At 49.4% G+C, this 12,371-nt stretch carries 10 protein-coding genes and 1 CRISPR repeat array; of the genes, 9 read left to right on the top strand and 1 reads right to left on the bottom strand.

Features of this window, described 5'->3' with window-relative positions:
- Positions 1 to 154 precede the first annotated feature (154 nt).
- The 9 genes from cas3 (at position 155) to NTX71_12345 (ending at position 10,560) form a co-directional block, all read left to right on the top strand.
- Positions 155 to 2,833: a CRISPR-associated helicase Cas3' gene (gene cas3 / locus NTX71_12305; GenBank protein MCX6340680.1), complete on the top strand. Its 2,679-nt coding sequence runs from the start codon at positions 155 to 157 to the stop codon at positions 2,831 to 2,833.
- The gene (gene casA / locus NTX71_12310) at positions 2,830 to 4,362 is read left to right on the top strand and encodes a type I-E CRISPR-associated protein Cse1/CasA (GenBank protein MCX6340681.1); all 1,533 of its coding nucleotides are present in this window, start codon (positions 2,830 to 2,832) and stop codon (positions 4,360 to 4,362) included. The genes cas3 and casA overlap by 4 nt, the downstream gene beginning before the upstream one ends.
- A complete protein-coding gene (gene casB, locus NTX71_12315; protein MCX6340682.1) occupies positions 4,359 to 4,826 on the top strand; it encodes a type I-E CRISPR-associated protein Cse2/CasB in 468 nt (155 codons plus the stop codon). The genes casA and casB overlap by 4 nt, the downstream gene beginning before the upstream one ends.
- A 50-nt stretch (positions 4,827 to 4,876) precedes the next feature.
- Entirely contained in the window at positions 4,877 to 6,025 is a 1,149-nt protein-coding gene (gene cas7e / locus NTX71_12320; GenBank protein MCX6340683.1) for a type I-E CRISPR-associated protein Cas7/Cse4/CasC, read from the top strand.
- 2 nt (positions 6,026 to 6,027) lie between these two features.
- Positions 6,028 to 6,711 carry a type I-E CRISPR-associated protein Cas5/CasD gene (cas5e, locus tag NTX71_12325; protein MCX6340684.1) on the top strand — a complete coding sequence of 228 codons (684 nt, stop codon included), beginning with the start codon at positions 6,028 to 6,030 and terminating at the stop codon, positions 6,709 to 6,711.
- Positions 6,698 to 7,330, top strand: coding sequence for a type I-E CRISPR-associated protein Cas6/Cse3/CasE (gene cas6e, locus NTX71_12330; GenBank protein MCX6340685.1), 633 nt, complete (start codon positions 6,698 to 6,700; stop codon positions 7,328 to 7,330). The genes cas5e and cas6e overlap by 14 nt, the downstream gene beginning before the upstream one ends.
- 147 nt (positions 7,331 to 7,477) lie before the next feature.
- The gene (cas1e, locus tag NTX71_12335; GenBank protein ID MCX6340686.1) at positions 7,478 to 8,410 is read left to right on the top strand and encodes a type I-E CRISPR-associated endonuclease Cas1e; all 933 of its coding nucleotides are present in this window, start codon (positions 7,478 to 7,480) and stop codon (positions 8,408 to 8,410) included.
- Positions 8,391 to 8,732 carry a type I-E CRISPR-associated endoribonuclease Cas2e gene (gene cas2e, locus NTX71_12340; protein ID MCX6340687.1) on the top strand — a complete coding sequence of 114 codons (342 nt, stop codon included), beginning with the start codon at positions 8,391 to 8,393 and terminating at the stop codon, positions 8,730 to 8,732. Before cas1e ends, cas2e begins: the two co-directional genes overlap by 20 nt.
- Positions 8,733 to 8,814: 82 nt before the next feature.
- Positions 8,815 to 10,307: direct repeats of the CRISPR family, unit length 29 nt; unit sequence GTGTTCCCCACACGCGTGGGGATGAACCG.
- Between the two features lie 22 nt (positions 10,308 to 10,329).
- Positions 10,330 to 10,560 (top strand): hypothetical protein, encoded by a 231-nt coding sequence (locus NTX71_12345; protein ID MCX6340688.1) that lies wholly within the window; start codon positions 10,330 to 10,332, stop codon positions 10,558 to 10,560.
- Between the two features lie 582 nt (positions 10,561 to 11,142).
- Here NTX71_12345 and NTX71_12350 read toward each other — a convergent pair.
- Positions 11,143 to 11,436, bottom strand: coding sequence for a Maf family protein (locus NTX71_12350; protein ID MCX6340689.1), 294 nt, complete (start codon positions 11,434 to 11,436; stop codon positions 11,143 to 11,145).
- Positions 11,437 to 12,371: the final 935 nt, after the last annotated feature.

Genomic DNA, 12,371 nt, shown 5'->3' on the forward strand with positions numbered 1-12,371 from the left:
ATCTATTGTCTTGCGCCAGCAGAATTCGAGGCTTGCACGCGATTTTCGGGGGCAAAAATCGCTTCTAAGGCCGTTTTTGAGACCCTGAAATGACAGAAGAAAATCCTCCATCAGAGCGAAATATCGTTGTCCGACCCGGCCGCATAGGTTTGAAATGATAGAATATTTTTGGGCGAAGACGGGAGAAGATGGAAATGCATACCATCCCTTAATACTGCACATGCTTGATGTCGCTGCCTGCGCTGATGTTATAATGGAGCGGGAGCCGGAAACTACCCGTCAACGTATGGCGGCAATCATGGGACTTCCATGGGAATATGCTCGTCTGTGGCTTCTATTACTTATTGCCAGTCACGATTTGGGTAAGGCATGTCCTGGTTTTCAGCTTAAATGGGTGAATTCAAGGAGGGTGCTTGAAAAGGCAGGATTTCGGCTTCCGCGATTACCCGACACCTCTATAAACCATGCCTTTGTCAGTCAGGCAGCCCTTGATCATTTGTTGTGCGAAATGGGGTGGAAGGAGGGTATTGCCGCTCTTTGTGCCGATGCGGTTGGATGTCATCACGGCATCCGCGCTACACCATCGGTACTTGAGGGACTTTCCGGCAATCGAAATGGTGTTGATGAGCAGCATTGGAAGTCATCATGGGAGGAACTTTTCAAAACTCTTCAAAATATCTTTGTAGTAGGCAAGCCTCCTGTAAAGAGCAACCTTTCCGGTCCTGATTTTATGCTTCTTTCCGGCCTTGCCAGTTTCGCCGACTGGATCGGTTCCAACAAAGAGTGGTTCCCGTTTGGTACTATAGCGGATTGTGGCGATCTCGACATATGGTTTCAGCGACGGCGAGAAAAGGCTAAAATAGCTCTTGATGCCATTGGCTGGAACAATCGGAGGCCACTTCTTAATGTGTATCAGACCTTTGCCGATGCATTCCCGAAATGTTCGCCTCCACGCCCGCTACAAAAAACGGTGGCAATGGCGGTTGCTGCAACACCGTCGCCTTGCGTACTTCTCGTTGAAGCCCCGATGGGCGAAGGGAAAACCGAAGCGGCATTCTATGCGCATTTGGAACTGCAACGGCGCTTCGGCCATCGGGGAATGTATATGGCTTTGCCTACAAAGGCAACGGGCAATGCGATGTTCACCCGTACACTTACCTTTCTTCGCTCCTTTGCGGGTAGTCGGACTCTAGACTTACAGTTGCTCCATGGAGCAGCCAAACTCAACGACACATTTCAGAAGGTTTGTCTGGGGCAGATACATGATGACGAAGATGGAGGAACTGTACGAGCGGGAGAGTGGTTCACCCACAAGAAACGGGCACTTCTGTCAGAATACGGAGTTGGGACCATCGACCAAGCATTGCTTACCATATTGCCGGTGCGGCACTATTTTGTACGGCTTTGGGGGCTTGCCAATCGGATAGTTATCTTCGATGAAATACACGCCTATGATGCCTATACGGGGACACTTCTGTTCCATCTCATACGCTGGCTGCGTGCCCTCGGTTCCAGCGTGGTGCTGCTTTCCGCTACTCTCCCACCTGAATTTCGGCGGCGATTGGCAGCTGCGTTGGGTGCAAAACTTCCGGAGCAAGAAGCTGCCTATCCTCGATTGACGATATTTACTGACGGTGATTGTAAACAGGTAAAATTCGCTGCCGACCGTAGCAGATGGCGCGAGCTGGTGATTGAACCACTTGGAGCGGCTCTGCCGGCAATTCATTCCTGTCTGATTGAAAAACTGCCTGCTTGCGGGTTTGTTGGTGTTATTGTTAATACGGTACAGCGCGCACAGGAGCTATATAAACTCTTCGGTGATGGCGAAATGATAGTAACAGAGGGCGTCATTATCGGCAAACGGCTTACTGATAGAACCGAGATTTACCTTTTCCATGCTCGTTATCCGGCGCAGGAGCGGCAGAAACGGGAGGATGCTGCGCGTGCCCTATTTGGCAAAAATGAAGACCAGAATGGTAAAATCAAAGACCGAAATGGACGGTCTATTCTCATCGCCACACAGGTTGTCGAACAAAGCCTCGACCTCGACTTTGATTTGCTCATCACCGACCTTGCGCCAATAGACCTTATCTTGCAGCGAGCAGGGCGGCTCTGGCGGCACCAACGGAAGAATCGGCATGTCCCTCATCCGGTTCTCTGTGTTGCCGGACTTATCGGAAATTTGCCCGGTTCCTTTGGTGATCCGCTCTGGTGGAGTGCAATTTACCGGGAGGACATTTTACTACGCACCTGGGAAGTCCTCAAAAAGCATAAGCAAATTGTTCTTCCTGATGAAATAGACCGGCTTGTTGAAGATGTCTATGAAGGGGTTGCCATGCCCACTGATGAGGAAGTTCTGAAGCGGCTTGAAAAAGCCGAGGTTGAAAGCGATGGGGAATATTACGCACACCAGACTATGGCGCATCAGGCAATTATCGGACTGCCCGATGATGGCAGCTGGAAAGATACGAGCCGGTTCTATCTCTATGATGAGGATGAACCAGGTGTGCATCGCATTTTAAAAGCCCAGACCCGTCTCGGTGAGGATTCGCTGACGGTAATCCCGTTCTTTCCCTTAGATAATCTTGATGCTACTGTCACACCTGACTTTGCAATGGCAAAAGAATGGTTTATGCGTGCGGTTTCACTTGCGCGCAAAGATGTTGTGATGCGGTTGCGGAGCAAGGGTATTCCCGATGGATGGAAGAAAATCTCTCTGCTGCGAAACTGCTACCCGATGTTTTTTGATAACGCCGGGAATTGGATTGAAGACGATAATGTGAAATTAGACAAAGAACTTGGAATAGTTTACACACACAAGGAAGCGCAATGAGTCGATACAATTTAATCGATGAACCGTGGATCCCCGTGCTTGATTTAAAAGGGAATCGGAAGCCACTTGGTATTCGCGATACACTGATTAATGCAGATAGTCTTGCTTGTATCGAAGACCCGTCTCCACTGGTCACTGCAGCACTCCATCGCTTTTTACTTGCAGTGCTGTATCGCGCACTGCAAGGGCCTTGTGATATTGATGAGGCGAAGAAACTTTTCCGTGAGGGATTACCAAAGAAGAAGATCCGAGCGTATCTGGAGAAGTGGAAGGAGCGGTTTTATCTGTTTGATAAGCATTATCCGTTTGGACAGAATCGGAATGTTCCAGAAGATGAAGTTGAGCCATGGACAAAATTAACCGCGGAGTTTAACTCGACAAGCAGCAAAGTGCTATTTGATCATACGGATACAACCAATTTGTTTTCGGCGCCATATGATTCTATCGCGCGGTGGATAGTTTCAACGATGAACTTTTCTGTTCGTGGAGGTAGAGGTTATAATCCCTCCCCATCTTCTGACGGTTTAATTGTCTTACCTATCGGGAGCACATTGTTTGAAACATTACTTTTTTGTCTAACACCTTATTCAAATAGGGATGTTGCTAATTCCGATTCTGCACCGTGGGAAAGAAAATCTCATCCTCTCAGTTTTTTTAAGGGAAAGCCTGAAAGGGCGTCACTTGGTTATGCAGATCGTTATACTTGGCAATCCCGAGCAATAAGGCTTCTCATGGAGCCCAATGGCGGAGTCAAAAAGGTCGCATTTATTCCCGGTGTTCGTCACATTGAAAATAGCGATACAGAATCGATGGTGCCGTTGAAGTTGGTTAAAGATAAAGGACTACGTTTTGTTCAACTTGAAGAGAAAGGGATATGGCGGGATTTTGACTCATTATTGCCCAACGGTACGGGAAGGGCACCAAAAGTAATAGATAATATGCTTATACTTTGCGGTCGGAATCGCGCTAGTCTTGCAAAGTCAATTCAAGTTATCGGTCAAAGTTTCAGCAATGCAAAAATCGAATTCTGGCGCATGGAAAAGTTCGCTCTCTCTGGACAGATGGTAGCAAACGCGGAATTCTGTAACGATATTCGTATGTTGTTAATAATTGCCGAGACTACCTCGGAAATACTCAATAATGCCTGCAAGGAAATGGGTAAAAATATAATAGCGCATGGTGAAAGAATATTGGAACCTGACAAATGGAAAGCGGGGAAACTGTTCCCCGGTGATGTGATGAAATATGTAAACAGTATTGGTGCAGTCCCTCAGTACTGGTCAACTCTCGAAGCAAAATTTCATGAAGTGCTTCGCGGCTATACGCTTGATAAGAATCCGGATGATATTCACCATGACTGGCTCGTTGCAGTGCGTAACGCTCTATCCGACGCCTGGAAATTGCATCAACGTTCTATCGCGGGCAATGACGCCTGGGGAATACGCGCGCTGGTGAAAGCTGAAAGTATCATTGGAAAAAAGATAGCAGAACTTAATACAAACATCCAATCACTCAAGGAGGTGCCATGAGCACAATTATTGAGTCATTGGAGGATATGGCGAAAAAGGAGTCAAAAGTACGGGCTGTGCTCAAACGCAGCCTTTCTTTCGACCCAGGCACCTATCCTCCTGCTTTTCCCTATGTTGAACCGCGACTATCCAGCGATGACAACAATTGGAAACGGATAGTCTATTACCTTGTCGCCGGATTGTGGGCTCGGCACTGGCGGGGATCTAATGGGCTAGGTCAATATCTTCCCGATGCCTGCAGAACGCTCTATGTCAAGAATGACAAATCGGCGAGCATCGAAAAACGTTTTATTACCCTGCTCGATGCTGATGATGGTCAGCTTGCATATCGTTTGCGGCAGATGCTTGCCCTGCTTAAAGATTATCCGATTGACTTCGATGGCCTGCTGAAGGATTTGTTTTCGTGGAATCATCCGGACAAATTCGTTCAGATTCGCTGGGCAAGAGGCTTTTATGGAACTTGATCCACAATAGACAATGAACCTGAAACTATCAAAACAAAGGAGAATCACAAATGAAAACCTTGATTGAAATCCATGTTCTGCAGAACTTTGCCCCGAGCAACCTCAACCGTGATGATACCGGAGCTCCCAAAGATGCTTTCTTTGGAGGGCGTCGTCGTGCGCGCATCTCAAGCCAGTGTATTAAGCGTGCAGTGCGGGAGTATTTCAAGAGACAGAATGGCAATTGGTTTGCTAGCCGCACTAAACGCCTTGTTGATGATCTCAAAACAAAACTTGAGAAGAAGCTTGCCAGCACGAAAGGATATTCAGATGAGAACTTGATCAAGGCTATTGAAGCAGCCATCAATTGCATTGGCATAGGCGATAAAAAGGTCAAAGTTGAGAAGGATAAAAAGACAGGTCAAATGAAAACGGACGTCCTTCTGTTTCTGAGCACCAAAGAAATTGATGCTCTTGCTTCTGTTGTAGAGAAGTCATATAAAGAGCTGCTTAAAGACAAGATTCCTTCTGAGGTTTCAGACAAAGTAGCGGATTCGCTTGCAGGGAAGGAGAATAAGTCCCGGCTGACATTGGATATAGCACTCTTTGGAAGAATGCTGGCGGTGATGCCCGAGAAGAATCAGAACGCCGCTTGCCAAGTTGCTCACGCCATATCGACCCATGCTGTGGAACGGGAATTTGACTTTTATACTGCCGTGGATGATCTTAAGCCTGAAGACATTGCAGGTGCAGATATGATGGGTACTGTTGAGTTCAATTCCGCCTGCTTCTACCGTTATGCCGTGGTTGACTACAAGAAATTGGTCGATAACCTGCCAAACGATAACGAACTTGCTCTCACGGGGCTCCGCGCTTTCCTTGAAGGTTTTGTGGTTGCCGAGCCCGCGGGCAAACAGAATACCTTTGCTGCTCATAACCCGCCGGAGTTTGTTCTTGTATCGGTGAGGAAGGATGGATTCCCTCGCAATCTCGCTAATGCTTTCGAAGTACCTGTCCGGGTGAAGGGTGAAGAGTCATTGACGCGCAAATCTGTAAAAATGCTTGCAGATAAGGCAAAGGAGCTTTCTTCGGTCTACGGTGATGAGGGAAAGTCCTTTTGCATTGATCTCATTGATTCTGGTGCAGAAATTGGCACAAAAAAATCATCGCTTCAAGAACTTCTGAATGAAGTTATTGCCGAAGTCAGACGGGAGGGATAACGATGTCTACTTTACTTTTGCGTCTGATGGGACCCATGCAATCATGGGGAACGACCAGTCGATTTGATCAGCGCGATACCGGTAAGGAGCCGAGCAAGTCGGGCGTCATTGGTCTGCTCGCTGCTGCAATGGGCATAGACCGGGCCGATTGGGAAAAGCTGGAGCCATTGATCCAACTGAAGATGGGGGTGCGTCATGATCGCCCTGGGGTTTTACGAAAGGATTATCAGACCGCCGGTTGTTCCGATTCGGATACAATAATCAAGGCTGACGGCTCTCCATCGAAAGATGGGGTGGTGTCTGAAAGGTACTATCTCGCCGATGCTGCTTTTCTTGTTGGCTTGGAGGGCGATGATCGTAAGATTCTTGAACAGGCGCACAACAAACTTCGCAATCCTCAGTGGGTTTTGGGGCTGGGGCGAAAATCGTATCTGCCCGCTGAGCCAGTTTACCTGAAGGACGGCCTGTGCGATGTGTCGTTAAAGGAAGCTCTTTTTTCTTATCCGTGGCTTGGACGAGGAACTGCACCGCAAACGATTCTTTACTCTTTTGAATCGCCTGATGGCTCCGGCCGCATGGTAATGGATCAATCCTTGTCGTCGTTTGCCGAACGCCGCTTCGGTTCACGTTTTGTTGTTTCTGAATGGCTACCTATTACAACGGAGGTTGCCTATGTACCTGCATAGAATCCATCTTGATTTGCGATGCACGGATGCTCGGCGAGATGTGGCTGATCCCTATGAAATGCACTCTACGCTCTGCCGGGCTTTTTCGACACCGGAAGCGAAGTGCGCCCCAGGTGCCTTTCTCTGGCGGCTTGAACCGGAATTAAGCTCTGATGGTATGCCAAAGATAATTGTTCAGAGTCGGAAGATCCCGGAATGGTCGAGAATCAATCTGCCTGAATGGTTTGGAGAGCAGCCGAGCCCGCCTCTTGATCTTGCGCAAAAGCTTGCATTTAATGACATAAAAAACGGGAGCCAATTCCGGTATCGGGTGCGCGCTAATCCATCAGTTCGACGTAATGGGAAACGGATAGGTCTCTTCGATGCAACAACACAGATTGCCTGGTTCCAACAGCAAGGTAAAAAGAACGGATTCAAGCCATTAAGTATCCATCGAAGTGAGGAAAGGATGCTTACTGGCAAAATTCGTAGTGGTAATCCAATTCGGGTGTTTTCGGTACTATATGATGGTATTTTGGAGGTCACAAATACGCAACTATTCAACAAAGTTGTTAGTAGCGGTATCGGTCATGCAAAGGCCATGGGGCTGGGACTTCTGTCAGTGATACCGATAAAATAAGTTTCACTCTGTAAAGGCGTTCGGAAATTCATCATAGCCGATGTTTCCGGAGCGTTGTCGTTTTCGTGGTCTTGTTATTGACAAAAGAGATAGAAAAACCTAAGGTTTATTGGAAGAACAAGCGGGAATAATGAGACAGAGAAGGAAATGAGCACAGGAAACAATCCATTACTTCCCAAACTCTCACCTATCAGCATCAAAGAAAGAATTTCTTTGGTGTTTGTGGAAAAGGGTAATATTGATGTCCTCGACGGTGCTTTTGTTGTAGTTGATATTACAGGAGTGCGAACACATATTCCCGTCGGTGGTGTCTCGTGTTTGATGCTGGAACCCGGCACAAGACTATCTCATGCAGCAGCAGTCCTGGCCTCTCGCGTGGGATGTCTAATTTGCTGGATCGGAGAGGCGGGAGTACGGTTATATTCGTCAGGGCAACCGGGTGGAGCCAGGGCGGACAGGTTGCTATACCAGGCTAAGCTTGCACTGGATGATGAAGCGCGTTTGAAAGTTGTACGAAAGATGTATAAAGTGCGCTTTCAGGAAGAACCACCGGCGAAACGTAGCATAAACCAATTGCGAGGAATCGAAGGTGCGCGGGTCAGAAAAATGTATGATCTTCTTGCTAAACGGTATGGTGTTGAATGGAAGCATCGAAACTATGACGCTGAAAAATGGGAGAGCGGTGATTTGCCGAATCGCTGTTTAAGCTCCGCTACTGCGTGCCTCTATGGGATTACGGAGGCTGCCGTATTGGCTGCGGGGTATGCTCCTGCAATTGGTTTTATCCACACCGGCAAGCCGCTTTCTTTTGTATACGACATTGGGGATTTATTTAAATTTGAGACTGTAGTTCCTGTTGCTTTTCAAATAGCGGCAAAAAGACCTGACAATCCCGAACAGGCGGTAAGGCTTGCTTGCAGGGAGGTTTTTCGCAGTTCAAAGCTTTTAACCAGAATAATTCCCACTATAGAAGAGGTATTGGCAGCGGGCGGGCTTCAGATGCCTGAAGCACCGGCAGATGCTATAGAACCGGCTATTCCGAACACAGAAGGATTAGGAGATGCTGGTCATCGTTACTGAAAACGCACCACCTCGACTTCGAGGAAGGCTGGCCATCTGGATGCTGGAGGTAAGAGCAGGAGTGTATGTGGGAGCTTACTCTGTGAAAGTCCGTGACATGATGTGGGATCATGTTAAAGAAGGTATTGAAGAGGGAAATTCAGTGATGATGTGGGATGCTCCTACTGAATCGGGCTTCGACTTCGTTACATTAGGCAAGAATCGCCGTATTCCCATAGAAATGCAAGGGATTAAGCTGGTTTCGTTTATGCCGGAGCATGGACAAGATGATGCCACGAGTATCATGATTAAAGGAGAAGATGATAATAGTTGTGAAAGCTGATTTGGTTAAGCTATTTAAAGGCTACGGAACAGATTTAAAGCTAAAAAGTGATTTTAGAGGTATCTAAGGCAGGATTTAAAGTGTGTTCCCCACACGCGTGGGGATGAACCGGGCAGCGGAGGATTCAGAGCGTCCCCTTTAATGTGTTCCCCACACGCGTGGGGATGAACCGGGTGTGTGTAGTAGGATCCGGAGAGGCAAACAGTGTTCCCCACACGCGTGGGGATGAACCGTATCTCAGCTATGAACTCCCCGGATAGATTGAGTGTTCCCCACACGCGTGGGGATGAACCGTTATCGCTCATGACATAACCCGTATCAATAGGGTGTTCCCCACACGCGTGGGGATGAACCGGCGCGGTATTGTGGGCGGCGTGGCGATGAGTAGTGTTCCCCACACGCGTGGGGATGAACCGGAGAGATTTTCTAACGGTTGCGCCGAGTGGGAGTGTTCCCCACACGCGTGGGGATGAACCGATGGCGGGAATGGGAAATGGTTTATTCAGAGCGTGTTCCCCACACGCGTGGGGATGAACCGCGCTGAAGTACAGTTTTGGCTGGGACACCCTGGTGTTCCCCACACGCGTGGGGATGAACCGATATACGCCCAGTGGCAGAATGCATGCGCCGAGTGTTCCCCACACGCGTGGGGATGAACCGTATTCGATGCGTTCCAGCACATTGCTCGACCAGTGTTCCCCACACGCGTGGGGATGAACCGATCAAACTAACACCGGAGACGTGGACACCAGAGTGTTCCCCACACGCGTGGGGATGAACCGATGAGTTTATCCTGAGGAACCCAGAGAATTGCGTGTTCCCCACACGCGTGGGGATGAACCGTAGCGCAGGGGGATCCCGAGGTCTGAGACGTAGTGTTCCCCACACGCGTGGGGATGAACCGGTGGGGACACGCCCCGACCGCACAATGGAGTGGTGTTCCCCACACGCGTGGGGATGAACCGAATAACGAAATACGCGGTGCGTATCGAGGGATGTGTTCCCCACACGCGTGGGGATGAACCGTTACACCCAAAGATAAATATCCTTTAAAACAGGTGTTCCCCACACGCGTGGGGATGAACCGGAGGTATGTCATGGGCAGACCGAGGAATGAGAGTGTTCCCCACACGCGTGGGGATGAACCGCGGATCATCTTCGGCTCGTTGGTGTAGTTGCGGTGTTCCCCACACGCGTGGGGATGAACCGTTTATCGAGTGAGATTTAAAGGTTGCTGAGCCGTGTTCCCCACACGCGTGGGGATGAACCGGTGAATTTTACGGGCCGTTGGTAAAATGGAGAGTGTTCCCCACACGCGTGGGGATGAACCGTATCCCACGTCGGAGTAGCAGTCGGTGTCGGAGTGTTCCCCACACGCGTGGGGATGAACCGATCACCAGGTCGGGCAGGTACGGGACGATACTGTGTTCCCCACACGCGTGGGGATGAACCGTATCTGTTCTACCTCTTTAGTATTGATTGGTAGTGTTCCCCACACGCGTGGGGATGAACCGGCGATCATATGGGTGAGCGACAGGGATATGACGTGTTCCCCACACGCGTGGGGAGGGGATGAACCGGTATAAAGGAGGACCGCATGGCGCGCATAGTCATAGCGACTCTGCTGACGAGCATGGTCATCCTATGTCTCGTCTGGTGGCCGTCGATGCAAATGGATAAGCCGACAGACAAGAATCGGCACGAGCCGGAAGCATCAGCGTGGTCAGAAATCCGCGAGACGACCACATGGCTCATAGGCACGGTTAACGGTGTGATGCTTATAGCCGCGGCTTTCAAGAGGCGGCGCGACAGGAGAAGGAAGAGATGAAGATGGCGATGGCTGTCATCGCAGTGCAGCTCGTAGCCGGCTGCGTGGCTGTCCCGAAAGGCAACAAGGGAATGTTTCCCACACGCGTGGGTGTCACATTGCGCAACTAGGCACATAAAGGAATAACCTCGATGTAAAAAGACACAAGAATCGCGATATTTAGAGGAAGGGAAATAAGAAATACGCTGTACCGGAATGAATGGTGGTTTTCAGTTATTGATGTTTGCGGTGTTCTCACGGAAAGTTTTGATCCCGGTGCGTATTGGAGAAAACTTAAGCAGAGGTTGGCAGATGAAGGAAGCGAGGAAAAATCAGGGCCAGACCTCTACTATTGACTAAGAATTCTTTTGTAGCATCCCCGTGCGTACATGTGCAATTCTAGCGCATGGGCAAGCAGGTGGCAAGATAGGAATCCTGCGGTAAAATTTCAAATGCGCGCGCGCCGAAATGCTTTGAAAGGATTATTTAGGTCCGAGCCTGAAGGCTCGGCTACAGTTCAATTTGTTCTCCGAAGGCACTGAGCTTGCCGAAGTGTCAGGAATATACGATGTCATTTGAATTTTGTCATTTGTCATTCATTAGTTATATCTCTATCCCCGTGCGCTTGAGCAGCCGTGCCAGAGTGGCAAGTGGCAACCCCACGACGTTGTAGAAGCACCCCTCGATGCGTTCGATGAATATGGCTCCCATCCCCTGGATATCGAAGCTCCCTGCCTTGTCCAGCGGGGATACCCGCTTGAAGTAGTTCGTAATCTGCGCGTCGGTCGGGGGGCGCATGTACACCTTCGTCTTCTCGCATGCGCGATACGTCTTCCCTCTGTTCACATCAATGACCGCGAGCCCCGTATAGACCCACTGGGGTTTGCGCGAGAGCAGCCTGAGCGTCCTGCGCGATTAGAAAACATTCGGGTCAGACCTTTACTATACACTACGTGGGGATGAACCGAATAACGAAGGGGCAAGGCCGAAGAGCAATAAGCGTGACAGGCCGGGGCTCGGGCAGGGGATGAGCGGAGCTGGGCCGCCGCGAAGTGGCGGACCGGCGGGAGCAAGACATGATGTTCCCCACACGCGTGGGGATGAACCGTCGTCCTTGAACGCGATGACCTTTGCAGCAACATGTTCCCCACACGCGTGGGTGTCACATTGCGCAACTAGGCACATAAAGGAATAACCTCGATGTAAAAAGACACAAGGGTCGCGATATTCAAAGGCAGGAAAATCAGGAGCGTTACACCAAAACGAATGGTGGTTCGTGATCAATGATGTTATTGAATCGTTGACTGATTCCAATGATCCCGCGCAATACTTCAAACGGCTAAAACAGAGGGATGAGGAACTTGCGGATCTTATCGACAAAGGGGGGGTACAATTTGTACCACCCCTTATGCTTGAGGTGGAAACTACAGGCGGCAAACAAAAAATGTTTTGTTGGAATACGGAGGGCATATTTCGACTTATTCAGTCAATCCCATCACCTAAAGCCGAGCCATTCAAACGCTGGTTGGCCAGGGTGGGGTATGAAGTCGCTCCCCGCGCGGGAGCGTGGATTGAAACCCCATGTAGGGATGCGGCGTAACTGTCGTGGGGACATTTTAGGAAAGTGCTGGCTGTTAATTACTATAGTGTTGCACATGAGTGGATGCGAATTTTTTGACGTCTGAGCGATCATAAAAAATTCCTTCGCAACTGGGGCACTTCGCAACTGGGGCAACCGGGGCATGTCCAGCCAAAATAGAAATGTCCCCTTCTTACCAAATTAGAAATGTCCCCATGACTGTTCCCTCTCCCCCCAATGTCTGGGGGGAGAG

The organism is Candidatus Auribacterota bacterium, assembly GCA_026392035.1.
Taxonomy (GTDB): domain Bacteria; phylum Auribacterota; class Tritonobacteria; order UBA1439; family UBA1439; genus JAPLCX01.

Excerpts from the sequence above, each read along its gene's own strand:
- cas1e (MCX6340686.1), top strand. The coding sequence starts at position 7,478 with ATGAGCACAGGAAACAATCCATTACTTCCCAAACTCTCACCTATCAGC.
- NTX71_12345 (MCX6340688.1), top strand. The coding sequence starts at position 10,330 with ATGGCGCGCATAGTCATAGCGACTCTGCTGACGAGCATGGTCATCCTA.
- casA (MCX6340681.1), top strand. The coding sequence starts at position 2,830 with ATGAGTCGATACAATTTAATCGATGAACCGTGGATCCCCGTGCTTGAT.
- cas6e (MCX6340685.1), top strand. The coding sequence starts at position 6,698 with ATGTACCTGCATAGAATCCATCTTGATTTGCGATGCACGGATGCTCGG.
- cas7e (MCX6340683.1), top strand. The coding sequence starts at position 4,877 with ATGAAAACCTTGATTGAAATCCATGTTCTGCAGAACTTTGCCCCGAGC.
- casB (MCX6340682.1), top strand. The coding sequence starts at position 4,359 with ATGAGCACAATTATTGAGTCATTGGAGGATATGGCGAAAAAGGAGTCA.
- cas5e (MCX6340684.1), top strand. The coding sequence starts at position 6,028 with ATGTCTACTTTACTTTTGCGTCTGATGGGACCCATGCAATCATGGGGA.
- cas3 (MCX6340680.1), top strand. The coding sequence starts at position 155 with ATGATAGAATATTTTTGGGCGAAGACGGGAGAAGATGGAAATGCATAC.
- cas2e (MCX6340687.1), top strand. The coding sequence starts at position 8,391 with ATGCTGGTCATCGTTACTGAAAACGCACCACCTCGACTTCGAGGAAGG.